Source organism: Paenibacillus hodogayensis (assembly GCF_039536325.1).
GTDB lineage: Bacteria > Bacillota > Bacilli > Paenibacillales > NBRC-103111 > Paenibacillus_AB > Paenibacillus_AB hodogayensis.
On the sequence record NZ_BAAAYO010000021.1, the window covers coordinates 595,788 to 620,814 of the forward strand.

General features: G+C 48.4%; 22 protein-coding genes and 3 pseudogenes. 12 read left to right on the plus strand and 13 right to left on the minus strand.

The genetic code is table 11. The features are described from left to right. The first annotated feature begins 29 nt into the window (after positions 1-29). The 6 genes from ABD796_RS35445 (at position 30) to ABD796_RS35470 (ending at position 6,932) form a co-directional block, all read left to right on the plus strand. On the plus strand, positions 30-926 hold the full coding sequence (locus tag ABD796_RS35445; protein ID WP_344917482.1) for a carbohydrate ABC transporter permease: 897 nt from the start codon (positions 30-32) through the stop codon (positions 924-926). A gap of 42 nt (positions 927-968) precedes the next feature. Beyond that, complete coding sequence (locus tag ABD796_RS35450; RefSeq protein WP_344917484.1) at positions 969-1,838, plus strand: carbohydrate ABC transporter permease; 870 nt, start codon at positions 969-971, stop codon at positions 1,836-1,838. Between the two features lie 37 nt (positions 1,839-1,875). Continuing rightward, positions 1,876-2,880: a glycoside hydrolase family 130 protein gene (locus ABD796_RS35455; RefSeq protein WP_344917486.1), complete on the plus strand. Its 1,005-nt coding sequence runs from the start codon at positions 1,876-1,878 to the stop codon at positions 2,878-2,880. A gap of 21 nt (positions 2,881-2,901) precedes the next feature. Next, entirely contained in the window at positions 2,902-4,275 is a 1,374-nt protein-coding gene (locus tag ABD796_RS35460) for an FAD-dependent oxidoreductase (protein WP_344917489.1), read from the plus strand. Positions 4,276-4,594: 319 nt separating this feature from the next. After that, on the plus strand, positions 4,595-5,356 hold the full coding sequence (locus ABD796_RS35465) for a DUF975 family protein (protein ID WP_344917491.1): 762 nt from the start codon (positions 4,595-4,597) through the stop codon (positions 5,354-5,356). 268 nt (positions 5,357-5,624) lie between these two features. Beyond that, on the plus strand, positions 5,625-6,932 hold the full coding sequence (locus tag ABD796_RS35470) for an ABC transporter substrate-binding protein (RefSeq protein WP_344917493.1): 1,308 nt from the start codon (positions 5,625-5,627) through the stop codon (positions 6,930-6,932). Between the two features lie 147 nt (positions 6,933-7,079). On the opposite strand, the gene ABD796_RS35475 is transcribed toward ABD796_RS35470, so the two are convergent. Then, entirely contained in the window at positions 7,080-7,841 is a 762-nt protein-coding gene (locus ABD796_RS35475) for a GTP cyclohydrolase II (protein ID WP_344917495.1), read from the minus strand. Between the two features lie 229 nt (positions 7,842-8,070). Between ABD796_RS35475 and ABD796_RS35480 the strand changes: the two genes are divergently transcribed. From ABD796_RS35480 to ABD796_RS35500, 5 genes are all read left to right on the plus strand, one after another. Further along, positions 8,071-8,976, plus strand: coding sequence for a helix-turn-helix transcriptional regulator (locus tag ABD796_RS35480; protein ID WP_344917497.1), 906 nt, complete (start codon positions 8,071-8,073; stop codon positions 8,974-8,976). A gap of 133 nt (positions 8,977-9,109) precedes the next feature. Continuing rightward, complete coding sequence (locus tag ABD796_RS35485; protein WP_344917499.1) at positions 9,110-10,456, plus strand: ABC transporter substrate-binding protein; 1,347 nt, start codon at positions 9,110-9,112, stop codon at positions 10,454-10,456. A gap of 308 nt (positions 10,457-10,764) precedes the next feature. Further along, positions 10,765-11,073, plus strand: a complete 309-nt coding sequence (locus ABD796_RS35490) for a response regulator (RefSeq protein WP_344917501.1) — start codon at positions 10,765-10,767, stop codon at positions 11,071-11,073. Between the two features lie 104 nt (positions 11,074-11,177). Continuing rightward, the gene (locus tag ABD796_RS35495) at positions 11,178-12,638 is read left to right on the plus strand and encodes a DUF1572 family protein (protein WP_344917504.1); all 1,461 of its coding nucleotides are present in this window, start codon (positions 11,178-11,180) and stop codon (positions 12,636-12,638) included. Positions 12,639-12,858: 220 nt separating this feature from the next. Continuing rightward, positions 12,859-13,182 (plus strand): ATP-binding cassette domain-containing protein, encoded by a 324-nt coding sequence (locus ABD796_RS35500; RefSeq protein ID WP_344917506.1) that lies wholly within the window; start codon positions 12,859-12,861, stop codon positions 13,180-13,182. A gap of 361 nt (positions 13,183-13,543) precedes the next feature. Here the strand turns inward: ABD796_RS35500 and ABD796_RS35505 are convergent, their stop codons facing one another. The 10 genes and pseudogenes from ABD796_RS35505 to ABD796_RS35550 all read right to left on the minus strand — a co-directional run bounded on the left by ABD796_RS35505 (position 13,544) and on the right by ABD796_RS35550 (position 20,651). Next, positions 13,544-13,948: a DUF5131 family protein gene (locus ABD796_RS35505; protein ID WP_344917508.1), complete on the minus strand. Its 405-nt coding sequence runs from the start codon at positions 13,946-13,948 to the stop codon at positions 13,544-13,546. After that, positions 13,903-14,553 (minus strand): annotated as a pseudogene (locus ABD796_RS35510) (NAD(P)/FAD-dependent oxidoreductase); the annotation flags it as partial. The gene ABD796_RS35505 and the pseudogene ABD796_RS35510, both read right to left, overlap by 46 nt. Before the next feature lie 75 nt (positions 14,554-14,628). Then, positions 14,629-15,228, minus strand: coding sequence for an undecaprenyl-diphosphatase (locus tag ABD796_RS35515; protein ID WP_344917510.1), 600 nt, complete (start codon positions 15,226-15,228; stop codon positions 14,629-14,631). 45 nt (positions 15,229-15,273) lie between these two features. Further along, a complete protein-coding gene (locus ABD796_RS35520; RefSeq protein ID WP_379120867.1) occupies positions 15,274-15,897 on the minus strand; it encodes a DedA family protein in 624 nt (207 codons plus the stop codon). Positions 15,898-15,914: 17 nt separating this feature from the next. Next, a complete protein-coding gene (locus tag ABD796_RS35525; protein WP_344917514.1) occupies positions 15,915-16,454 on the minus strand; it encodes a DedA family protein in 540 nt (179 codons plus the stop codon). After that, the gene (locus ABD796_RS35530; RefSeq protein WP_344917516.1) at positions 16,424-16,975 is read right to left on the minus strand and encodes a hypothetical protein; all 552 of its coding nucleotides are present in this window, start codon (positions 16,973-16,975) and stop codon (positions 16,424-16,426) included. The genes ABD796_RS35525 and ABD796_RS35530 overlap by 31 nt, the downstream gene beginning before the upstream one ends. After that, positions 16,975-17,733 (minus strand): ABC transporter permease, encoded by a 759-nt coding sequence (locus ABD796_RS35535; protein ID WP_344917518.1) that lies wholly within the window; start codon positions 17,731-17,733, stop codon positions 16,975-16,977. The genes ABD796_RS35530 and ABD796_RS35535 overlap by 1 nt, the downstream gene beginning before the upstream one ends. A 4-nt stretch (positions 17,734-17,737) precedes the next feature. After that, positions 17,738-18,481 carry an ABC transporter ATP-binding protein gene (locus ABD796_RS35540; RefSeq protein ID WP_344917520.1) on the minus strand — a complete coding sequence of 248 codons (744 nt, stop codon included), beginning with the start codon at positions 18,479-18,481 and terminating at the stop codon, positions 17,738-17,740. A gap of 102 nt (positions 18,482-18,583) precedes the next feature. Continuing rightward, the gene (locus ABD796_RS35545; protein WP_344917522.1) at positions 18,584-19,954 is read right to left on the minus strand and encodes a HAMP domain-containing sensor histidine kinase; all 1,371 of its coding nucleotides are present in this window, start codon (positions 19,952-19,954) and stop codon (positions 18,584-18,586) included. Next, the gene (locus ABD796_RS35550) at positions 19,944-20,651 is read right to left on the minus strand and encodes a response regulator transcription factor (protein ID WP_344917524.1); all 708 of its coding nucleotides are present in this window, start codon (positions 20,649-20,651) and stop codon (positions 19,944-19,946) included. The genes ABD796_RS35545 and ABD796_RS35550 overlap by 11 nt, the downstream gene beginning before the upstream one ends. Before the next feature lie 1,580 nt (positions 20,652-22,231). On the opposite strand from ABD796_RS35550, the gene ABD796_RS35555 reads away from it, so the two are divergent. Then, positions 22,232-22,804 carry a C40 family peptidase gene (locus ABD796_RS35555; protein ID WP_344917570.1) on the plus strand — a complete coding sequence of 191 codons (573 nt, stop codon included), beginning with the start codon at positions 22,232-22,234 and terminating at the stop codon, positions 22,802-22,804. A gap of 213 nt (positions 22,805-23,017) precedes the next feature. Here ABD796_RS35555 and ABD796_RS35560 read toward each other — a convergent pair. Continuing rightward, positions 23,018-23,506 (minus strand): annotated as a pseudogene (locus ABD796_RS35560) (C40 family peptidase); the annotation flags it as partial. Positions 23,507-24,254: 748 nt separating this feature from the next. Continuing rightward, positions 24,255-24,813, minus strand: a pseudogene (locus ABD796_RS35565) (GNAT family N-acetyltransferase). Positions 24,814-25,027: the final 214 nt, after the last annotated feature.

Below are 25,027 nucleotides of genomic sequence, written 5' to 3' on the forward strand. Positions count from 1 at the left end.
TTGTCCCGAAAGGAAAGGAGGAGGACTGTATGGCCAAGTGGATGCGACTGCGCGAAAATTCGCTATTTTTGCTGCCCAGCGTCGTGCTCACGCTCGCCTTGGGCATTTACCCGCTGATCTGGGTACTGCGGTATATGTTTTACGATTACCCGGGCTACGGCAGCGAGTTGTTCGTCGGCCTGGACAACTTCAGCAGGCTTGCAAGGGACACGCAATTTTGGGAGTCGGTGCGCAATACGTTTGTTTTCGCCGGCGGCAAGCTGCTGCTGACGATCCCCTTATCGCTTCTTCTGGCGGTGATCCTGAACGGCAAATTGCGGGGACGCAACTTTCTGAGGGCGATTTATTTCATGCCGACCGTTATCAGTACGGCGGTCATTTCCGTCGTGTTTTATATTATTTTCAACTCTTACAACGGCATGGTCAATCAGCTGCTGCTCAAATACCATCTGATCGGGGAGCCGATCGATTGGCTCGGGCCGAAGCACGCGATGCTGACCGTCATACTCGTCGCGGTATGGGGGGCGATCGGCAACTATATGCTGCTGTTCCTCGCCGGCCTGCAGAGCATTCCGCAGGACTTGTACGAGAGCGCGTCGATCGACGGCGCGAATGCCAGTCAGCGATTCTGGCATATTACGGTCCCGATGCTCGGCCCGGTCATGCAGATGATCATTATGCTCGCGATCATTGCCTCGCTCAAAGGCTATGAAAGCATCATGGTCATGACCGAAGGCGGCCCGATCGGCAAAACCGAAGTGATGTACTTGTATTTATACAAGCTGTTGTTCCCCGTATCCACGGGCTCCCCGGTCGATCAACAAATCGGCTACGGCAGTGCGGTAGGCTTCGCGACCGCGGTAATCGTCGGGGCCATTACGGCATTGTACTACTGGTTCAGCCGCAGAATGAACAAAGTTTTCTAAGTCCGGTGAATCGCCGGACTTCCAGAAGGAGGCGAAATTCGCATGAACGGACAAGCGACACTGGCGAAACCGCCCTTGCGCTTATGGTCCTGGATCGGAAGAACGGCGATGTGGCTGTTTCTGCTGGTCATGGCCGTCTTGACTGTGTTCCCCGTGCTGATGACGGTAGCCGGATCGCTTAAAACCAGCGCCGAGCTGATGACTGGCGGCGGCTTGCTGCCGAAGTCATGGCAATTTTCCAATTATGCGGAGGCGTGGAAGCAAACGAACTTCGCCCGGTATACGGTCAACAGCGTTTTCCTTAGTGTCATGTCGACAGTAGGAACATTGCTCGTGGCCGCGATGGCCGCTTATGTGGTCGACCGGCGCGATTTTCCCGGCAAAAGACTGTTCGTGATGCTGCAGGCTTCCACGATGTTCATATCCGTCGGGGCGGTCGTGCTGCGGCCCCAGTTCGATTTGATGGTCAAGCTGCATTTGAATACGACCCTATGGGGTGTCGTGCTCATTTTGGTAGCAGCTCACGCAAGTACATTTTTTATTTTGCTCAGCTTTTTCAAGGCGATTCCGCGGGAGCTGGACGAAGCCGCTATGATGGACGGCTCGGGCTTTACCCGAAGCTTCTTCAAAATCATTCTCCCGCTGCTTGCCCCGGGACTCGGGGTAACCGGACTGTTCGCGTTCCGGCATGCCTGGAACGAATATATACTGCCGCTCGTGTTCACGATGACGAACCCGAAGCTGCAAACGTTGACCGTGGGCCTCGCGAACTTGCGCTACGGATCTTCCGCCGCCATGCAAATTCATCTGATGATGGCCGGGGCATGTCTGTCGATATTGCCGATGCTCGTCATCTATATGATCGCGAACAAATCGTTCATGCAGGTGACGGCGGGTTCGATCAAGGGATAGCACGAAGCCTGACATTGCAAAAGGAGAATAGAAAACGATGAGTCATAATACGATCGGCATCCTGCGCTCCAGTCCGCTTGTGACCCGACATCCGGCCAATCCGCTATTGTCGCCGAAGGACGTGCCATACGGCCCGGCGATGGTGTTCAATGCGGGCGTGGCGAAATATGAAGGCAAATATGTCATGGTATTCCGCAACGATTACGGAGACGCCGAGAAGCAGACGATTTTGCCTTTCAGCACCACGAATTTGGGGCTTGCTACGAGCGATGACGGCATCCATTGGGACGTGAAGCCGACGCCATGCTGGACATGGCACGATGAAGAAGTAATCCGGGTATACGATCCGAGGTTGACCGTCATTGACGGCAAATGCTATATGTGCTTTGCGGTCGATACGAAGCATGGTCTGCGCGGCGGGATCGCGGTAACGGAAGACTTTGACAAGTTCGACATCCTAAGTCTGTCCCTACCGGATAATCGCAATATGGTGCTGTTTCCGGAGAAGATCGGCGGCCATTACGTTCGCTTGGAACGTCCTTTCCCGGTATACAGCCGGGGTGGCGGCGACCGGTTCGACATGTGGATGAGCGATTCGCCCGATTTGCGGTATTGGGGCAATTCCAAGCTCGTGCTCGGGGTCGAGCATGTGCCGTTCGCCAACGACAAGGTCGGTCCGGGAGCACCTCCGATCAAGACGGACAAGGGCTGGCTGACGACATTTCACGCGGTGGATCTCGACCGCAGCCGGGGCAAGAACGGCTGGGAAGCTTCTTGGCAGAAACGGTATACGGCGGGAATTATGCTGCTCAATTTGGAAGATCCGAGCCGCATTGTCGGGATGTCGAATTCTCCTCTGCTCGCTCCCGAGGCGCCTTACGAGGTCGATGGCGGCTTCCGCAATAACGTGATTTTCCCGGGGGGCATGATTATGGAGCCGTCCGGCGAGGTGAAAATATATTATGGCGCTGCCGATACAGTAGAGTGTTTGGCAACCGCGGACGTTGACGATTTGATCTATCTTTGCCTGAAAGGCGAGTAGGCGAGGAGGAGGAGGATGGTTATGAGTTTCGACCGAGTGACATTGCCTGCGGAGAGCATCCCCGTATCCCGCAATGTGGATGTCGTTGTCGTCGGAGGGGGAGCCTCCGGAATCGCGGCGGCGATCAGTGCAGCGGCGAATGGCGCCGACACGCTGCTGATCGAACAAAGAGGATTTCTTGGCGGAATGGGGACGGTCTCGCTTGTCCCGGCGTTCTGCCCGTTCACGGACAAGGAAAAACCGATTATCCGCGGCATTGGCTTGGAACTGATGGACCGGATGAAGCAGGCGTGCAACGCCGACTACCGCAAGGAATACGAGCATACGCTGGACTGGGTACCGATCGACCCCGAGATCCTTAAGCGGGTCTATGACGATGCCGCTCTCGAGAACGGGGTATCGCTTTTGTTCCATACGTTCGTCTATGATGTCGTGTTGTCGCAAGACAAGCGGAACATCGAGGGGATCGTCATCGTCAACAAAAGCGGGCGATCGATTGTCCGCTGCAAGTATGTCATCGACGCGACCGGTGATGCGGATATTTCCGCCTTGGCGGGAGTACCGTTCCAGAAGGGCGGCGAGCAAGGCGAGCTGCAGCCGGGGACGATGTGCTACCTGTTGGCCAATGTGGACCGGCGGCAGTTCCATGCCTTCTTGAAGGAAACCGGGGACACGGAGCAGCTGCACGCCACAGTGGAACGGGCGATCGCGGACGGCGCGCTTCCGGAAGGACGCAAGTCCATTTCCGGCCTGGCCTGGGTCAACGACTACTTGGTCGGCGTCAACTTCGGACACGTGTTCGGCGTAGACGGCACGAAGGCGGAGGACTTGACTCGCGGATCGATCGAAGGACGCAGGCTGGCCGAGCGTCAGGTCCGGTTTTTCCGCGACTTTGTACCGGGCTTTGAGCAGGCGCATATGGTTGCGAGCGGCGAGCAGTTGGGCATCCGCGAGACGCGGCGCATACAAGGCGATTATGTGCTTACGGCGGAAGATTTTATGGAAGCCCGTTCGTTCGAGGACGATATCGCACGGAACGCTTACTATATCGATATTCATTTGGCCAACAGCAAAGGCAACATGACGTTCACTCATTTGCCCCCCGGCAAATCCCACGGCGTCCCTTACCGCGTGCTCCTGCCAATCGGCATTGACAACATGTGGGTGCCTGGGCGGGCCGCTTCATCCGACCGCGCGGTTCAAGGCTCGTTGCGGGTCATGCCGAACTGCTTCGCAATGGGCCAGGCTTCGGGTGCCGCTGCGGCCATGGCGCTGAAGACTTTGGCGACATCGCGCGGCGTGTCCGTCTCCCGTCTTCGCGAGCTGCTGTTGGAACAGGGGGCGTGGCTAGGAGAAGCGCATAGCTACGAGGCCGCGAAGCCATCAAACGCGTAATCGCATTGCGGTTCAGACGGACGGTCACACTGAAGAGGAGTCCTGCTGCCGTTGAGAACGCAAGCTTCATACCCATATTCCGCGCTGCAGAGCACCGGTTATCCGTTGCTCTGTTTGGCGTTGCTTCCAATGCCTTCATTTTGGCATATACGGTTCAGAGCGGTTTGAACCAGACAGGATGCCGTTAGACGGAAGGATGCATGTGCAGATAAGCTTGCTGCTGCATTGGTTTGCCGCAAAAGCCCATGACAAACATGGAAGTTTTATGTAAGATTGAGAGTGGAAGCAACCTGCGGAACAGAAGGGACAAGGATAAGCTGTGTGGACACGCGAACAATTAAAAACGAGAGCAAAGGGCGTTCTGAAGACGTCTTACTGGAAGGCATTTCTGGCCAGCTTACTGCTGGCGCTCGTAAGCGGCGGACTTCCGAGCTGTAATGCAAGCACCGGCGCCGGGGGAAGGCGCGATTGGAACCCGTTTAGCCCGAACGAATTCGGAGGCGGATTCGATGTCGAATGGGACGGGATTTTTATTGCCATTATAGCGATCATCGTGCTGGTAGGAATTGTCGTCTTTTTGGCGGCGCTTGCGTTTTCCATCTTTGTCAGGTTTCCGCTGGAAGTTGGCGTCATGCAGTATTTCAAACAGGCTGCGCAAGACGACGTGAATCTGAATTACTTAGGTTATTCTTTTGGCAAAGGGAAGTATATGCCGATCGTCAAAGGGATGTTATGGGCGAGATTCCTCAATTTCCTGTGGTACTTGCTTCTCTTCATACCGGGCATCGTCAAATCGTATGCATACAGCATGGTCCCCTACATACTGGCAGATAATCCGGAGATCGGCTCGAAGCGCGCGGTAGAGCTGAGCAACCGGATGACCAGGGCCCAGAAGTGGGATATGTTCGTGCTCGATCTGAGCTTTATCGGCTGGTATTTGCTTGGTACGCTCGCCCTCCTGGTCGGCGTTCTGTTCGTCCTGCCTTATACAAACGCGACCAAAGCGGAGCTGTATGTCGTGCTTCGTCAGCAGGCGCTCGATGAGGGGATATGCAGGCGGGAAGAGCTGAATTTGATCTGAAAGAACGGTTTCGCCAAGTTCCTGTACGGGGCTTGGCGGTTTCTTTTTGCCTCGTGATGTAAGCGTTTTACAAAAAGTGCAAAACATCGGACCGATAGGGCAAAGATCAGGTCGGGGCTGTTGGTTTATGATGAATGTACATTCCAAACACATGGAATGAGGTGCAGCAGAATCGGTACGTTTATTGCTCTTATCGATGCATACTCTCGTTCGGACGGACACAACGCCGTCGGTTACGCATGTATGAATGAATAGGGGAGTGACGTGAATGAAAACGAGTCATACGCTGGCAAGTGCAGCAGTCGCCGCTCTGATGGTACTCGCAGCCGGCTGCACCGGGGGGCAATCGGCAAGTACGAACGGGCAGACGGACAAACAGGACGGGCACACAGCCAAAGCGAATCCGGAACCGGTCAAGCTGACGCTGCAGCCGGTTGGGGCCGGTTACTTGTACGAGGAAGATTTTCAGATGATGGTCGCCGAGCCGCTTAAGAAAAAGTACCCGCATATTACGGTCGAATATGTCATGCCCTCCAAAGGCACGATGATCGAGGATCTGGTGGCGGCGAAGACGGTGCCGGACATTCTGCTGTACGGGATCGGCAACTATACGCAATATCGCGATCTCGGCATTTTGACCGACATTACCCCCACGCTGACGAAAATGAAAATAGACACGAGCCGGTTCAAACCGTGGGTGCTTGACAATATCAAGGTCGACGGCAAGCTGTACAGTTTACCGTATGCGATGAATACGAATGCGATTTATTACAACCTCGACCTGTTCGACAAGTTCGGCGTCGCATATCCGAAGGATGGAATGTCCTGGGATGATATCATCGAGGTGACGAAGCGGCTCAGCCGGACGGACAACGGCACGGCGTACAAAGGCTTTATGTATTTGAACAGCTATTGGGTCGGCTACCAGTTGTCGCTGCCGTTCACCGACGCCGCGAAGAAGAAATCGGCGATCAACTCGGACGGATGGAGCCGCGTGTTCCAGATGATGAAAACGATCGATACGATTCCCGGCAACGAACGGGGAAGCCCAGTCGCAGACTTTTACGACAAGCGCATCCTCGCGATGGTCGGCGCCTACAACCTTGTGCCGACGCTCAAGCAGGACAAGTACCAGACGCTGCGCTGGGACGTCGCCGGTTATCCGAGCTTCAAGGAAAAGCCCAACATCGCCCCGCCGGTCGATTTGCATCAGGTTACCATATCGAACAGCACGAAGCACCCGGAGGAAGCGATGCTAGTCGTCGATTTGTTGACGTCCGAGGAAGTGCAGCTCATCAGCGCTCGCCGTACCGGCCGCGCCTCGCCCTTGGCGAATAAGAAGATCGAGCAGGAGTTAGGCGCCGAAATGCCGCTCATCAAAGGAAAAAACGTCACGTCCTTCTTCGCGTCGCAGCCGGCGCCGAATGTCGTCTTCGCGAACGAGGATATCGCGGTGCAAAAAAGCATCGACAAATTTTATAAAGACTACAGCAGCGGCTCGATTGACGTCAACGTGCTGATGCAGAAGATCGAGGAAGACGCGAATCAGGCGATTAGCGTTATTAAAAGTAAGTAATGAGGAAGTACAGGCAGTCCGATCTTGCGATCGGCTGCCTTTCGCGTTTAGTTGACAATGATTATTATTATCATTTATAGTGACTTAGGAACGAACCGGTTTACGTGTGTGTTAAGGGGGAGAAAAGGATGGCACTATTGACCCGATTCAATCATTATCGCAACAGGCATCGCCCTCTTTGAAATGTCCGGACCGCTCGATTTTCGTTTTCAAGTATTTCTCGTTATATTCGGAGACGTCTCCCCACAGCTGCACACGTTCTTCGACATCGAGTCCGGCTTTTCGAAGCGCCTCCAGCTTTTTTGGATTGTTCGTGATCAAAGTGACCGGCTTGATCCGCAGCGTTTTCAATACTTGAATCGCATCGCCGTAATCCCGGGCATCGTCCGCGAAACCAAGCTGCACATTCGCGTCGACGGTGTCATAACCATTTTCTTGAAGAATGTAAGCAAGCGCCTTGCTGAACAGCCCGATGCCTCTCCCTTCGTGATTGGCCAAATAAAACAACGCGCCGTGTCCGTGCTCGGCAATATGCTTCAATGACTGCTTCAGCTGGTATCCGCAGTCGCAGCGCTTGCTCCCGAAAATATCCCCGGTATGACAGATGGAATGAAACCGGATCAAAGCATGCTCGGCCTGTTGAAAATCACCATGGACCAGCACGCTCGATTGCTGCAGCTCGGCTAAGTTCGCAGCGGATAATTTGGCGACGATCCGTTCGAAATCTTCCGTCACCTCGTTGCAGTTCAGCCAGCAGTACCATTGAAACAGATAAGTTTCCCCGAATAGATTAACCGGCAGCTTGATCGGGCCGACGAGATAGATGGCGCCTTTATCCGTTTTGATCAGCTGTATCTTTTGTTGAAGAAGCGAGATCACGTTCGGGTCAAAGCTTTTTACCACAGACATGGGACCGTCTCCTTATTGTTCGGACTTGTGCGCAAATGGCTCGTGCTGTTAATGTGTGCAAAAAATGTCCTGTTATGTGCAATTAAACCAATGCGGGTGCGGCAGCCGATTTTTTGTTGTTAGCGGTCAAAAGCGAGTTATAATGGATACAAGACGGATCGCCACGATCGATATAGCGTTATGAAAGCGGTTTCTTAAGCAATATTGGTCCGTGAAAAGGAGTTGGGACATGGGTAACGATCTGTATAAAGAACCTATTCCGTATCAGGACAGTATGCTCAGCATCAAAATTTCTCAGCAGATACGCGCTTATTTCTCGACGTCTCCGGGAGCCTTGCAGCACTACCATAAAGAAATTGAACTGCTATACGTTCAGGAGGGCAGCTTGGGGATGTGCATCCAAGACGAGCATCATCAACTGGAGCCCGGAGATGTATTGCTCGTCGGCTCGTCCCAGCCGCACTTTACCCAAGGCGTAGCGACAGAAAGAGCCGTTTACTTGACCTTGCATTTCGATCTCCAACCTTATTACGACCCTGCCATGCTGATCTATTACCGATACTTTGCCGAGATCGACAGCCCGTTAAGCCACATCAATCAACTGTTTCGTACAAACGCTACATTTCGCAGCGCTATCGGTCAGGCGATAGTAGATATTTATGGCGAGATGGACAGCCGGTCGAGAGGCTATACGATGGCCGTCAATCTTCTGGTGAAGCAGCTGATGCTGACCATTTTGCGGAACGATCCGGACAAAGCGGCCCAAACTCACGACCGGCTTCCCGCTTATCCGCTTCATCCCGTTTTCGAATACGTAGATCGCCACCTGTCCGACAAAATCGAAATGGAAGCGATCAGCAAGATGATGAACATGAACTACTACTATTTCTCCAAATATTTCAAACGCGTGATGGGTCTTTCCTTTATCGAGTATGTCAATATCCGAAGAATTAAACAAGCGGAGCGGCTGCTTCTAACCAAAGACGCCAGCATTGCCGCAATCGCCGAACAAGTAGGCATTCCAAATATCGCGCATTTCTACGAATTGTTTAGACGGTATAATCGCTGCTCTCCAAAAGAATATATCCAGAAGCTGCCGACTCCGCCTTTACGGAAGTTTGAAGCCCACGAGTAACGGCTGGTCGGGGAGGCACCTTTCCTTCGCTTTAAACCAAAAATGGATATAAAGCAGCCAAAAACGCTAATATCCGAAGGGTCTAAAAAAAACTATGATGACTATAAGCCTTTAACCGAATTGGAGGGGTTGGATGATCAAGCATCGCACAGTTGCCTTAATGGTCGCTCTCCTTTTAGTGCCGAGCTTTATGGTCGCCTGTAGTCAAAAAGGGGGAAATTCGGACGGAGGCGTGCAAAAGGCAGATCAGAGCACGCCAAAAACGGAACCAACCGTGCAGAAGACGGATTACAAAGGAGGCCCGGCCGAGCTGCTTGTGCTGGATATTAACTCCGGCACGACGGACGAGCAATTTCAAAAGTTTTTCCAAGATCCGATTAAAGCCAAATACCAGGACATCAAGCTCACCATATCGCGGGACGGCCTTGACAAGCTGATAGCGGCAGGCACTTTCCCCGATCTTTTGCTGGTCAGCAACGCTTCCTTGGCAACCGTACTGGAAGCCGGCATTCCCGAGGATTTGACGGCTATGACCAAGACGTACAATATCAATCTCGGCCAGCTGGAGCCGGCGGTTGTGCAGCAAATGCAAAAGCTCGGTGATCAAAAGGCATTTTACGGAATGCCGTTTGCCATGAACTATGGCGCGATGGTTTATAATCAAGATATTTTCAATAAATTCGGCATTCCTTATCCGAAGGACACGATGAATTACGACGAGTTGCTGGAGCTTGGCAAAAAGCTGACGCGCACCGACAGCGGTACCAACTATATCGGCGTGATGCCTCCCGACTTAAGACAAATGTACTGGCAATACGGCGTTCCGGTCTTTGACAAAGCCAAAGGAAAAGCATTCTTGACCTCCGATCAGCACGCCAAAGTGTTTAACCAATTGAAGCAATTTTACTCCATCCCCGGCTATATGGAGAAAAGCAATTACATTCATTCGACCGATCTATTCTTTATGGAACAGCGCGTAGCCATGTATCCGAACTGGATTGCCGCATTCATTACGTTCTTTAACAAAGCCGGTAGCAAAGACAAGTTTAACTGGGATTTGACCGCCCATCCGAGCTACAGCGATCGTCCGGGTCTCGGGAAAGAGGTCGACTTCCATATGGCCGTCGTCAACAAATCCGGCAAACACCGGGAAGCGGCTTATCAGGTACTACTGAGCTTATTAAGCGTAGAGGTGCAAACGCAGCTGAGCAAAGCGGGTCGGTTGTCCGTATTGAAAAACGATGACATTCGAAAAGCGTTCGGTTCGGACAGCGATATTTATAAAGGGAAAAATTTGCAAGCGATTTTCAAAGTATCGCCTTCTCCTCTTCCGGAGGCTTCCAAATTCGATCCGAAAATTAACGCTCTCCTTAACGGCGAAGTTTCGAAAAACGTAATGGTGAACGGAACTGATATCAATACGGCGCTGCGAAACGGCGAAGAGAAGGCCAACAAAGAAATTGTCGAAGTCGCTCAGTAGGAACAAACATACGAAGGCCGCCCGGGTAATCCGCGGCGGCCTGTGCGCATTGGATAACGTATTTAATACCGCCGAAAGCTGGATTGAATGAGCAGGAGAAGCTTCTGGAACAAGAGATTGGATTGCGTCCGGGTATCGGGCAAAAGATTGATTTCATGCAGTGATTTGATTTCAGGCTAAATGGACGTAGGTCCTTCAACTCGATAGATCCGGGCGGGGAGCAATGCGGGATCTGCTGATGTCTGCTCCCCAATCCAGCGATCTCCTTGCCTCAATAACGAAATCGTTTGAAAGTTGATTGTAAAATATTGAAGGATATTCTTGAAAAACAAGGACAAAGTTATGGTCTATCAGTCGTTGGAGAGGCAACCAGTGGAGAAGAAGGAATAGCTAGATATGACGAACTTAAGCCAGACGTTGTCATTTTAGACATCGGTTTACCTGGGATTGATGGCATAAAAGTAGCTAAAAAGATTAAGGAAATAGATGAGAATTCAAAAATTGTGATGTGCTCCGCTAAAGGTCAACTCTTCACAATACTTGAGAGCTTACAGGCTGGGGCAAGCCACTTTGTAGTAAAACCATTTAGAGCGGAAAATCTTCTTGAAGTAACATAAGTTCTCTCGGTGGAGGGAGGATTACTCATGAATTATGAATTTAATCGTAATTGGTTAATTGCAAGAAGATTTAGAGAACTTCAAGGTAGTACGCTAAAAGTGCTGTGCTCGAACAACTAGATGATGAACATGTAAACTGGCGACCAAATAGCTATAGCAATAGCATTTCAAACGTAGTGATGCATATTAATGGTTACATAAAGGAACGTATCGAAAAGGGAATCTTGCATAGAGCGATAAGTCGAAGCCGGGAGGAAGAACTAGGAGCAATTACAGTAGCTAATAAGGAATTGCAGCAGCTTATTAAGGAACGATTTGACTTTGTCATCTCAATAATCGAAAGCATTACTGAGGAACAGCTAGAAGCGACTCAAGTTGTGAGAGGTACTGACAGAACAAATTTAGACATGTTACATCAATGTGCTGCTCATTTTTCTGAACACTTTGGGCAGATTTTTTATTTTGCTAAAATAATATTGGGGGAACAATATAAAAGTCTTACGGGACCAATAAAACCCGTATATAAGGATGGTATGCAAAACTCTAATGAATCGTTTGCGGATATGGATTATTATGGTATTATAATGGGTACAAATGTTCTTATTATGGAGAGGTGGCAAACCTTGAAGCAGCATAAATTTATATCGTCCTATTTAGAGTCAGACACCAGCTTCACATGGCTTCGCGGCAATCATCACGGACATTCGACGAGGTCGGATGGCACCGACGAGCCCTTAACAATTATTCGTTCCTATGAGGAAGCCGGATACGATTACTTCGCTCTTTCCGAACATGATTTTTTACTCAGACGAGAAGAACTACAGCCCTATACCAAGATGTGTGTAATTCCGGCCGTTGAGGTCACAGCTAAAGACAAACAAACTCTTCTCTACCTTGGAGCTGACGAAGTACTTCCTGTACGGGCATGGACACCTAAGCAAATTATGGATAGAGTGCATCAGGCCGGAGGACTTTTCATTTTCGATCATCCAAACTGGAAACCCTTTCAAGAATATGCTATGGATCAATTGCTCGATTCAATGGAAGGAATTAAAGGTATAGAAATCTATACTGGGGTTATCGAAAGACTTTACGGACAGGCTTTAGCAACTGATCGATGGGATTATCTGTTGAGCAAGGGATGGAAGGTTTTTGGCCATGGAACGGATGACCAGCATCATCAGAGAGATCAGTTTATTGCTTGGAACTGTGTGCAGTGGCCTAATTCGCAAGCCATTGATCCGAAGGGAATTATCTCCGCACTTTCAGAGGGACGCTTTTATGCTTCAACAGGAGTATCCATTTCAAAAATCGAAACAAAAGATGACAATCAGTGTATATCAATAGATTCCGATGGTGATGAAGTTCATTGGATCTCTCGAAATGGGGTTATATTGAAAAAAGTAAATGGAGGGTCTTCTTCTTTAACCATGAAGGAATTGCGTGAGAATCCCAATTTGCCCAAGAAAGATCTTAGTGAAGCAATATATGTACGTATCGAGTGCTTGGGGCGTGGTAACCGTATTGCGTGGTCCCAGCCATTTTGGATTGTCCCCGAAGAGTGAGGGTATTCTTTTACATGATATTTTTCGCTTAGTATGGATTCAGTAGCCCCAAAAGTTAATTACTGTTCAACGGGAACGTTAGATTAACGAACAGGCTGCAATTGGTACATTTATTACTCATAAAAGGACTCTCCAGACTCGGAGGGTTCTTACATTTTTATCCAAGTGTTTGCGGGTCGTGTCAGCTACGCTGTAATACCATGAGGATGCACCATTTGTCTTGAAGGACATTTCGTTATCGCTCCCAGTCGGTAAAAAAATCGCTTTTGTTGGTGCAAGCGGAGGCGGTAAGTCGACGATTGCCCAAATGCTCGTAAGATTTTATGAGCCGACGGGCGGACGGATTCTTGTCAACGGCATAGTAATTGAGCAAATCGAGCGGAAAGACTGGTGTGACATAGTCAGCATGGTATTCCAAGAACCGTACTTGTTTCCTGATACGATCCGCAACAATATTACTTTTGGCCGCAGCGTATCCAATGAAACTTTGGTGGAGGTTTGTAAAAAGGTCCAAATCTACGATACGGGCCGAATTTATAAGTAAATAAATCAAATGTCTCAGAGAGAAACCAAAAGAAGATTATTCCCAAGTGATAACCAGGTCGCATCGCATTACATGTTCACAAAACCCGTATTTTATACATATGTCTGAAAGCATTGGCTAGTAGTATTTAATCATTATTTAATCATTGTCGGATGACAAGAAAGTTATCGGATTATTGACAAGAATATTATCCGATTATTCAGTCCTCTCCTCACACCACCCAAAGCCGGCAAATAATTAATTTAAAAATAGCACTCAATGCCCGCCAGCGAAAACACCCCGCGCGCTGAGAGCTGTTGCGCGCGGGGGGTAAATACAAAAAAAATTGAATTTTTAATGCAAACCTTATAAATTTTCATTATTAGACGGGAAACTCGCTCCACTCTTTACCATCTAGTAACCGTCCGGTTAAATGTTTATGAACTCCACCCCATTGCTTAAAGAAGAAGGCCACTTCGGAAGCAGCACATTGTACTTGAATGTCTCTAACCCACTGTTCCTCCATCTTTCGTGAACCGGGTCCAGACTCACCGCCAACAATAACCCAATGTATACCTAGTAAATTCAAATCATTAAGCGGACCAATTAACGGTTCGCATGATATGAATCTTACTTTTGCTGGTATTTCGCGTAGAATATCAATTCTGCCGGTTACTCGATTATTTTCTACACTTGTTCCTTGCCAGATGTTGTTTGTCCATTGAACTTTGTGTGATACTTCTAAAGCTCGTTCAGGTCTTTTCGTAAGTATTTGATAAGTATGCATTGGGTGGCTTGCCGATAATGGGAATCCTGAACGTCTCCGCAAGCAAATACGCCTGGAATCGCCGTTTGAGTTGTACCTGGAATGACCTTGATATAGCCTTTTTCGTCTGTTTCAATTTGCCCATTTAGAAAAACATTATTAGGAGTATGGCCCTTAGCAATAAAGACCCCGTCGGCTCTGATAGTTTCTTGTGCTCCGGATTCCACATTTCTGACTCGAAGGCCAGTCACTCCCCGGTCATCAGCCAAAATCTCAGTTGGCTCTTTGCTTAGTGCCCAGCTGATTTTATTATTTTGACGGGCACGATTTTGCATGATTTTTGATGCTCGTAGTTCGCTACGCCGATGTACAATCGTCACTTTCGAGGCAAACCGGGTTAAGAAGTTAGCTTCTTCCATTGCGGAGTCTCCACCACCTACAACCAAAACTTCTTTATTACGAAAGAAAAAACCATCGCACGTAGCACATGTGCTGACGCCCCGACCAATGTACTCTTTTTCCCCTGGAATGCCTCCTAGTAAATTTGCAGAAGCTCCAGTCGATAATATAAGGGATTCTGCTTTCATTTCTTCCATGCCATCCACCTTTAACACAAATGGACGTTTCTCATCCAATTCGACTGCATTTGGACTGCCGAATTGCCTCGACCATAAATCGTCGTCCGTTGCTTTCCCATTCGTTTAAGCACCCCATTTGATTCCCAGTCGCCTCTCCAGCTTCTCCCATAGTGTAAGGCAAGCCGAGGTACATGTCCTTATATACCGCGACTTTGCGAAGAGAAAATGAATGAAGATCGAAGACACCACTCCGATAATAGCTCCCATCATCACATCCGTTGGGTAATGTACACCCGTCCAAATGCGGGAAAACGCAATGCAGACGGCCAAGCCGAGCCATACCCATCCTTCCTTTCTGCGAAACGTCCAGATCGACACGGAAATGACGAATGCACCGATCGCATGATCACTTGGAAATGAAGCGTTGGCCGCGTGCTCAATCAGTTGATGGACCGAATGAACAACGAAGGGCCGGTCGCGGTATACAATATGGCTAACGAGAAAGCCCACGCCAAATGCGGTACATGCCGACGTTAACGCTTCCAGCACCATGAGCCGATTCGTCTTCGAACGGGTCAACCAATAGACAAGGATGCCTATAAAGAATAAGTATTCCGCCTGTTGTGAAAAAAAACGCATAGTGCCGTCCAATACATTTGAATGTCCGGCTAAACCATTAATGAATCGGAACATGTCGTAATCGATTTGCAGTAAAGATATCATCTCGTCCTCCTCCAGTCTCAATCCAGCTTTAATTTAATAATCGATTCACAAGATGCGTCTCCGTGTCCGGAAGGCATGGTAAATCCAGAGCGCTAGTGAAATCGCGATCACTCCTGCTATGAAGTAGCTGACTGGCCGTAAGTATCGATCTACCGTCTGCCAATTGGAGCCGAGCTTGAGTCCTAGAAACGCAAGGGCCCAGTTCCATGGAATGCAACCAAGTACCGTATACAGTATAAATTTCGGGAATCCCATCCGCGCGAGTCCAGCGGGCAATGAAATAAAGGTACGGATGAACGGCAAATTTCTCGTAAAGAAAACGGTCCATTCTCCATATCTCGCAAACCATCGTTCGGCTTTCTCCTTATGGCGTTCTCGAAAGAAGATGTATTTCCCATACTTGCCGAATAAGTTTCTGCCCATAGTGGCGCCCGCGAAATAAGCGATTGCGGAACCTGTGACATTGCCGAGTACCCCGGCAACGACGACCTCCGTTAACGTAAGGCGGCCTTGTCCCGCCATTACTCCCCCGCTCAGCATAATGACTTCGCTCGGAATCGGGATACAAGCACTCTCCAGCGTCATCCCAATAAATATCCCCCAAACACCCATTGTGTTGGCCAACCAAGAACGCCAACCTGTAATGAATTCTAATATCGCATGCATAATCTCATTCCACTCCCGTTCTAGTGATGAATAAAGGACAGCATATGCCATCCTTTTCCAGCCATAACCCCGACGGTTACGAACAGGAATGTCCACATGGCAGCACCGGTATAAGCGCCAATCGCGAATCTCCGATAAGACATGTGGCCGATACCAGCAGAATACGCGGTCAGCAGACGAAAAACGGGGACAAAGTAACCAAATAGAAGCGTCCACTTCCCATGTTTTCTATTCCATGCTTCCAGCTTGGTCCATCTTTCATCGGAAATGCCGATTTTGCGGCCGACCTTCCTAATGATGTTCGGTCCGAGCCATCTACCAAGCATATAAGCGGACGTCATCCCGATGACCGTCCCAAGGAAAGCCGCTGATAAGCCCGTGGCGTACTTCATCGACCCGTGGGCAATCAAAACGCCCATTACAATCATATACGTTTCTTCCGGTACGGGAAGAATCCCCATGACACCGAATACGAACAGGAACAAAATGGGTATAAAGCCCAGATGCAGTAAATAGGCGCTCCAGTCCATCAAACCCGCCCCCTTTGTCTTTTCCTCCAAATGTATAACCCTCCAATCAACAGAAGCACGACAACCGGCATGCCAAACGTGACGATGTTCGCGAGGGCAGGGTCCATAGTCGAATTGCCGATAATCGCGACCGGAATGGACAGACTCGATTGGATACCCTCTAGTTGGGAGGAGACCGCCGTCACGTACAACAAGTAATGACTTATATACACGAAGCGAACCGGCAGTTCCACGGTTTTCGATTCGTGCGGACTCAAAGTACCGATCAAGACCGGCTTATCCGCCCCGTAATCTTCCAGATTAACTGTCATATGCTTGCCAAGATCGGCCATCGTAATATAAGTCATTACATCCGAAATGGTAATGTCAGAGCTGTTCGTAATCTTGGCTCGTATCGTTTGATCGATACCAGGAACTCCATCCACACGCTTGGGAGCAAGCAACTCGACGTTCAGAGCGGAATCGCCGGCATATACGGTAGGCTCCGGGTGAAGCGATATGCCTAACAAAAGGAATAAAGCCAGGACGACAACCGATTTGCGCAACATCATCATTCACCACCCAACAATGTTAATTTCTTTGCGGCAATCCCGAGGCAAATGAATGCCGCCAAGGCGAATATCGGAACCGATAACGAATGCGCTAGCGCGAAACCGATCGACTGCTTGTCGACTAGCAAGCTCTTCATGATTCTCATCACGCCGGATAAAGGACTGACCGCGTCGAGGTAGGACCCGAATCCCGTTCTCTTCATCGTTGTTCCGAGAAAAACGGGCAACACCAGCAAGAAAAATATCGATACCGATAACAAAATCGCGTTTCGGCTCGAATGAAGCAGCGAGGAGATCGAAATCGCAATGGCCGAGAATGCCGCCACGACAAGCGTACCAAAGCCGAACCATACAATGGCAATGATCGGAAATAGCGAAGTTCCTAGGGAAAGGGCGACCATGTACGGCGCAGCGATCGCCGCCACGACCGACCATACACCGAGAATGCCCAACCATTTTCCCGCAATCAAATGAAACCGGGTCAACGGGGCAAGCATCAAGCTTTCCAACGTCCCTTGCTCCTTCTCGCCGGCAACCGATCCCGCGGCGATGATCACCGTGACCAATAACCCGAAGCCGAGCGCTGCTTTCATAAATGTCATTACAATCTCTACCTGAGCGAGCCTGCTTAGTTCCTTTACCGTAACAAAGCTATAGGTTAAAGCACTAAACAAAAACGTGGCGATCAGCAGCCAAATCGCTCCTTTGACCGAAAACAACAGCTCCCTCATTTCTTTACGCAGCATATTCCCATACATGGCTTTACCCCCTGTCCGAAGCGGTCAACTTGAGGAACACTTCTTCCAGCGAAGGAATTTCCCCATCCCGACTATAGTTTGCTTTCAAATCCGTTACCGTTCCTTCTTCAAGCAGCATGCCGTTTTTGACGATCGCAATGCGGTTACAAATTTCGTCAATTTCTTTGAGCAGATGTGATGTGATGAACACAGTAACGTTCGTGTCTTCGTTCAATTCCCGAATCAATTGTTGGATATCTCGTTGTCCTTGAGGATCGAGCCCCAAAGTCGGCTCGTCCAAAATCATCAGTTTCGGCTGATGAATCATCGTTTTTGCAATACCAAGACGCTGCTTCATACCCCGCGAATATTGTTTGACCGGTGAATGCCGTTTGTCCTTCAGACCAACGCGTTCCAACAACTCGTCGGCCCGACTTCCCGCGAGCGAACGGGGCAATCCGTACATGCTCGCAAAGAACAGTAAATATTCACGTCCTGTCATCCATCGGTAAAAACCGTGGGATTCCGGCAGCACTCCAATCATTTGGCGAATTTCCGTTTGCCGTCCGGATATATTAACGCCATCCACCCAAATACTTCCTGAAGTTGGCTCAACAAGACCGGTCATCATCCGTATTGTGGTCGTCTTGCCGGCGCCATTCGGTCCAAGAAAGCCGTAAACGTCCCCTTTACGTACGTGGATGCTCATTTGCCGCACTGCCATAAATCCGTTTTCGTATCTTTTTGACAAAAGCTCTGTTCTTAACATCGTTTCGTCACCTCTCTACCGTTCATCATCGTATTGTATCGAATCAATCTGATAGGACTATAAGAACAATATGAGAAATGGATGAGAAAAAAAGAACCCTCTCTACTGAGAGGGCAAAAATACGATAACTTCCGTTCCTTCATGCTCTTCGCTTTCAATGCGGATTGCTCCGTCATGCCGATGCACGATCGCTCTAGCGATCGATAACCCTAGTCCCGTACCTCCGGTTTTGCGGTGCCGGGCTTGGTCTACGCGATAAAATCGTTCGAACACGCGCGTAAGCTCATCCCGCGGAATGCCAATTCCATAATCCTTTATACGGATTTCAACACCCGGAATAGTGGTGTCCCCGAAGGTTGCTGAAGTCAAGATGAGGTCGATTCGCTTTTGACTGTATTTGATGGCGTTATCCAAGATGATCATTAGCAGTTGCTTAATCTGCACTCGGTTCCCCTTTATCGTTAAGCGGTTGTCTGATGGTATAATCCGGATTTCGCGGTGAAACAATTTTCGCAGCATACCAGCAACCTCTTCACACATCGACACAAGCTCTACTTCCGTTTTGACCATCTCAAATTCATTTTCCAGCTTTGCGAGATCGAGAAGCTGTTGTGCGATCGCTTTCATTCGGACGGCTTCCCCATAAATCGAGTTGACCGCCTCCTGACCGACTTTTTCGTCCTTCAATCCCCACCGCTGAAGCATTTTGGCGTAGCCTTCGATGACCGTTATCGGCGTCTTCAGCTCATGTGACGCATCGGATACGAATTGATGCTGGCGCAAGAAGCTCTGCTCGATGCGATCCATCATCCGATTGAAGGTTGCGGCCATCATATAAAGTTCGTCTTTGCCGCCGTCCGTGAGCGGTATTTTGTGAAAAACAAGACTTTGTTCGATTTCTTCCATCGTTCGAACCATGTTCGAAATCGGCCTAACAATCAATTTGGAAAGCATTACTCCGCTTAGCAGCGAAACGCCGATCGCACATATGGTGGATACGACCAAGATGGAGATCAAAATATTGATGTTACCTTCCAGCACCTCCAACTGCTCAGCCATTTCCAACGTACCTAGCACGAGACCATCATCCTCTTGTATCGGCAGTCGGGCAACTAATATTTGCTCATCGCCTTGACGGTACAGCTCCGTCTCCATAGAACGGACGTACTCTGAATCGACGCTGATCGATCCGTCATCGCTCCGCGCGGACTGCACTACAACTCCATCCCGATTTACGATGCGCAGCAGTCCGTTGTCGGGCAAGAAGTAGGCCAGTGAATCGGACAAATCGCCTTCCAGCAAGTCGGCGGCGGAAAATTTTTGAAGAAGACTCTCCGCCTTGTTAATAAGCAGCTCCCGTTCATTATTGGTGGCTATATGTATAAAGGAAACATACACGATACAATTAACTACAACCAAAATGCCGATTAGCCATATAGAAGTCAACAGCGTTACCTTCGTTTTAATGCTCATTCTCGGACTCCTTGATGGAATATCCGACACCCCTGTAAGTTTGAATCAGTTGGTCGTCAAACGGATAGTCGATTTTTTTGCGCAAATAACGAATATACACATCGACCACATTGGTATCCCCGATAAAATCGAATCCCCACACGTGACTAATAATCTGCTCGCGCGACAAAACCTGATTTCGATTCTCCATCAAGTACAGAAGCAGGTCGTACTCTTTGGGTGTCAAATCGATACGTGCACCGTCCCGTTTCACTTCTCGTGTTTTTTTATGAAGGGATAACCCATTCAAGGTAATCAGAGCTTCGTGATCGATCGTTTCCTTATCCGATAAACGGTTGCTACGAATACATGCCCGTATTCTCGCCAGCAGCTCCTCGATTTCGAACGGCTTCGTCATGTAATCGTTCGCACCCTGGTCCAGTCCACTGACGATATCGGGTATCTCATCACGAGCCGTCAACAAGATGACGGGCGTCCGGATATCCGTTTGTCGGAACCGGCGAAGTACCTCAAGACCATTCATCTCCGGAATCATGATGTCGAGTAGTATCAGATCCCAATTATCGCTAAGCGCCTTGCTCAAGCCACTCTTTCCTGTGTCCGCTCGTCCGACATGAAAGCCTTCATAGCCAAGTTCCAGTTCTAGCAATCGGGCGATGTTTTCGTCATCTTCTACGATCAAGATTTGGAACGACATTACGTTTTCCGTCCTCTCCTATAGTTTTTTGCTGCTCTCATTCCTAACCAATATAGGAAGAACATCATCTTCCCGCAATTAGCACAAACTTTGGATCACGAGCGTGTCACTTGCGCCAGTATTCATATCTTGGCTCACGGTATGGTATCAAAGGCCAGAACTTTCTTACCCTCCAGACAGATAGTATGCCCTCGTCTTCCAACGATATCAGATTTTGTCTTCCTGATTACAAACGACAAATATCACGAGGCGTAAAACGTCGGTTGGATTTTGACAATGCATTCCATCTGACTGGGGTTTTATCTGCTAGAAGATGCGCACTTCGATGCACACCGTTCAACAAAAAAAAGCACTTGGAGTCATCCAAAGCGCTTCGTACCATACTATTACCTTGTAACATACTTTTTGTAGTTGTTTACCTTCGGATGATCCGAACTTGTTTACCGGAAAGGATCTTTCGATCACTTACAATCCAAGTGTGTCCCTTTGAATGTTTTCGTCGGACTGCAACGAAATTGTACTTCTTTGTGGAAAAAATCTTAAATCCTCAACTTTCGCAGCTTTCATTACTGAATAAACTCTTTATGTACAAGGGCAATGTATGGTCAAACACCTTGGCAAGCAACTCCACCTTTTTACTGCGATTACGCTGCAGGGTGGAATCATCAATGATGAACACTTTTACTCGCTTGGACGAAGTAAGCGATGTGAACTGCCGAACCACTCGTCAAGAAGCCAAACGAATGGAGAAAAGCCCGTCATGGACATGGCTGTTTTTAGAACTGATATTGTAAGGATTGTGTTCCGTAGAGTAGCTGGCGTTAGAATAATTCGAATAATCCGTATTGTAGGTAGTGCATCTCCATGTAGACGGTTCTTAGCTGTAGGAAGCAGAGTACTGGCTGCTGAACGCTGCCTATTGGCTAATGGTTTCCGTCTTGTGTCGTCTAGAGGAAATGTTCTGGTATTTAGACGGAGAAGATAATTTTGCAGTTAAAGGTAGTCCGTTCTGGGCTACCTTTTTGATTACTTACTGTTGCAAACAGTCGTTCTCGATCATATTTGACATGACATTAAAGCTTCATCAGTAGCACTCCCGTTAGGATGCCCATTTTAATGGGAAAAATAACGAAATGTCTTGTTAAGCAATATCCTAACGAGAAAACACTAATGAAGGCGGGGGATGAGTGATGGGCACTGAGCTGGTTCAACTGGTTTTATTCCAAAAAGACTACTTTTCGAGACGCAAAAGAATCTTCAACCGAATCCAACTACTAACACGCAATAATATCAAATATATTCCATTAAGGGACGTACTCGAAATATTGGAGTATGATATTAAACGAAGATCTGGGCGCTATATTACCGTAACCGATGGTTCAGAATTGGTGTCGATTCCCCAAAGAGGCAGTGTTGCGATTCGTGAAGGAACTTCCTTCTCCGTCGATTCTCTTGTAAACGATGGCAATACCGCGTATGTCAGTCTCCGCTCCATTAACCGACTATTCAACGTCGGCATAATGAAATGCCCTACCCGAAAACAAGTCGTGATTCGGCAACCCGGTAAGTACATCATTACGATGGCCGGAGATACGTTAAGAAGTCTTGCCAGATTGCTGAACACAACAGTTAAGAAACTTCTTTCTGTCAATAAAAATTTGAAGGAGCCGATACGCCCCGACACCAAGGTCATCATCCCCACAATCGATTTCGATGCCATTCTTCCCGCCGGTACCCGAAAACCCGTGAGGGTTCGACAGCATGTGGAGTTGGCGCCGGCCATACTGAGACTAGGAAGATCTCTGCTCGGCACCCCTTATCGATTCGGAGCCGGTCCATATCCAAGAAGCAAGCGGTTCGACTGTTCCTCTTATACCCAATATATATTTGGCAGGAATGGAGTACAGCTTCCACGAACAAGTACGCAGCAATCCCGACGGGGAAAGCCGATTCAACGAAGCCAAATCGAAGCCGGTGACCTCATTTTTTTTCGGCGCGACAGGTACTCCGATAACAGGGTAGGCCATGTCGGAGTCGACATCGGCAACGGGAGAATGTTCAACACCTATAAATCGCCCCCCGGCGTTACCGTTACGAGATGGAGGAGCCCGTATTGGCTAAAGCGATATATCACAGCCCGTGAACTATTATAATCTTGTAAAGAAGCCAAGGAACAGAGCTAAGCAACTCTATTCCTTGGCATTATTTGCATACATTTAATGTTCACCTTGATCGTTTCCATTATCGGATTCATGACCGGAGGATTGGGAAGGTTTCCCCTGGTTTGATTTTTTAACGGAATCTGGCTTAGTAACGGAACCCGAATTATTAGGTGCTGGTTGTGCTGCTACTTGTCCATTGCTCGGAAGCACGCGACGGGCTGTATTATAGTTCCTGTTCCAATTTCCGGAGTTAAGATCGGAAATGGTGACTCCGCCTTTACCGTACGTGTGTAAAATTTTTCCGTTCCCCATATAGATCGCTACATGGTGAATAGGCGAGTAAAAGAAGACCAAATCTCCGGGCTGCAGCTGATCGCGAGGTACATAAGTTCCCGCTGTAGACTGCTGCCGGGACGAACGAGGAATCGATACACCGTTTAGTTTATATACGTATTGCGTGAACGACGAACAGTCGAAGGTGCTTGTATTTCCGGTTTTAGATCCGAATTTGTAAGGGACCCCCATAAACTGTTGGCCAGTCGAAATAATATTGCTTGCAAGAGACGAAGACGATACGGTGGCTGCATGCGCCGAGTTAGAAGTCAGGAACAAGCTACCGGAAAACATCATAGAAAGACTCATGCTGGCGACAACAACCGCTTTTGCAAAAGTGTGTTTTCTCGTGTTATTCATAATATCCTCCTAGGGTATGGTTTAGGTGATCACCTGCTTATACCGTAACACATTCTGGTCCCCCTAAAATTTGGAGTCGTTCGCTATAAGCTTTTACACGTATGGATTTTCTCGGTATTATGAGAAATCCATTAAAAAACAATTAGACCATTTTTATTGACAAACAAAATTATCATTTCAATATTGTTGAAAATTATTTTTGAAAAGCGCATTCATCCAATTGCAATTTCATCTATCCTTTATCTCGTTGTTCTAAAGAATATCCTCGAGACAATTGTTTCTACAGCAGGATCCGGCACCGGTATGGGTGCCACCGAAGCAGGAAACGGTGCCACTCTTCTTTTTAGTCGAGACCAACTGTTCTGATCTTGATTCATGAAGAAAATATATTTCTCTCTCGGGCATCGTTTCCAAAAGCCAGCTCATTGCGCTGATCGTCTGCTTCATGCTGTCCCCGACTGCTGCTCACGCCTGTTTGCTGGCCGCAGCTGTATGTAATGGGTTGTCATTGTCTTTGTTAGATCCGCCTTTAAGACGTATACTCTTTTGAAGGTTCGGCGACAGTCCATTGGATGGTGATGGTTAATTGCCGCCACGGACTTCGGAATGTCTTCGGGCCTTTTTCCGATGGCTGGCTGAACGCACTCATCTACCGGGGAATACTAGGAGCGGCTGCTGGCTTCGGTGGCGTTGATTCGGGTTTACGGCCTTACCGGTTATTCAACTATCGTATCCGTCGTATTATGAACTAAGCAATAATTTCCCACTCACTTTTTTTAAGCCTGTAATAAATATATCTCTCGTTATCAACCTCGATAATATTTTTAAAAATAAACCCGCATTTTTGTATTACTCTATTTGACGATACGTTACGAAAGAGAGCAATAGCATTAAGCACCTCGACGTTCGTATTTTTAAATAAATACTTGATTAACCCTTGTGCTGCTTGCGTAGTATAACCCCTACCTCTATGGTCCTTCGAAATTGCAAACATGATCTCACGGTTTGGAGTCGGCAATTCGTCTTTTATTCCAGTACAGCACCAACCGATAAAGTCTCCCGTACCTTTCAATATAATTCCCAAACGAAGACGGAGTTCACCAATGTCCCCATCTTCCGATACAGCATTTAGAAACTGTTTGTTTCCTGGAATTTCGTAGTTTATAAACCAATCTTCTTCTTTGCTCCTTAGATACGTTCCAACCTGGCAAGTATTCATGTATTTCAGGTTGCCATGATAAAGAATGGAACTTTTCCAAATCATCAAGTATGTACTCCCTTAGGTAGACATCCTTACAGTCAATCATAAAGAAATTATCTTCGAAAGCATTATTTGCGCTCAATATCTCTTCACCCGCAGTTCAATTGGTATGAGTTTCCGATAGTATCATAACGTACCCCGATAGCCTTATAATTGGTAAAGATAAATTCTTGCTGAGCTGCCCGTTACTTCAATGAACATTGCGGTTAGCATAGAAAGTGGACACCGAATAAGGAACGTTAGATAATTAACGTAACGAA

Bases quoted from the DNA above. Each gene is read 5' to 3' on its own strand.
- ABD796_RS35445 (WP_344917482.1), top strand. From the start codon at position 30: ATGGCCAAGTGGATGCGACTGCGCGAAAATTCGCTATTTTTGCTGCCC.
- ABD796_RS35450 (WP_344917484.1), top strand. From the start codon at position 969: ATGAACGGACAAGCGACACTGGCGAAACCGCCCTTGCGCTTATGGTCC.
- ABD796_RS35455 (WP_344917486.1), top strand. From the start codon at position 1,876: ATGAGTCATAATACGATCGGCATCCTGCGCTCCAGTCCGCTTGTGACC.
- ABD796_RS35460 (WP_344917489.1), top strand. From the start codon at position 2,902: ATGAGTTTCGACCGAGTGACATTGCCTGCGGAGAGCATCCCCGTATCC.
- ABD796_RS35470 (WP_344917493.1), top strand. From the start codon at position 5,625: ATGAAAACGAGTCATACGCTGGCAAGTGCAGCAGTCGCCGCTCTGATG.
- ABD796_RS35475 (WP_344917495.1), bottom strand. From the start codon at position 7,841: ATGTCTGTGGTAAAAAGCTTTGACCCGAACGTGATCTCGCTTCTTCAA.
- ABD796_RS35480 (WP_344917497.1), top strand. From the start codon at position 8,071: ATGGGTAACGATCTGTATAAAGAACCTATTCCGTATCAGGACAGTATG.
- ABD796_RS35485 (WP_344917499.1), top strand. From the start codon at position 9,110: ATGATCAAGCATCGCACAGTTGCCTTAATGGTCGCTCTCCTTTTAGTG.
- ABD796_RS35505 (WP_344917508.1), bottom strand. From the start codon at position 13,948: ATGCATACTTATCAAATACTTACGAAAAGACCTGAACGAGCTTTAGAA.
- ABD796_RS35515 (WP_344917510.1), bottom strand. From the start codon at position 15,228: ATGATATCTTTACTGCAAATCGATTACGACATGTTCCGATTCATTAAT.
- ABD796_RS35530 (WP_344917516.1), bottom strand. From the start codon at position 16,975: ATGATGTTGCGCAAATCGGTTGTCGTCCTGGCTTTATTCCTTTTGTTA.
- ABD796_RS35535 (WP_344917518.1), bottom strand. From the start codon at position 17,733: ATGTATGGGAATATGCTGCGTAAAGAAATGAGGGAGCTGTTGTTTTCG.
- ABD796_RS35540 (WP_344917520.1), bottom strand. From the start codon at position 18,481: ATGTTAAGAACAGAGCTTTTGTCAAAAAGATACGAAAACGGATTTATG.
- ABD796_RS35545 (WP_344917522.1), bottom strand. From the start codon at position 19,954: ATGAGCATTAAAACGAAGGTAACGCTGTTGACTTCTATATGGCTAATC.
- ABD796_RS35550 (WP_344917524.1), bottom strand. From the start codon at position 20,651: ATGTCGTTCCAAATCTTGATCGTAGAAGATGACGAAAACATCGCCCGA.
- ABD796_RS35555 (WP_344917570.1), top strand. From the start codon at position 22,232: ATGGCCGGAGATACGTTAAGAAGTCTTGCCAGATTGCTGAACACAACA.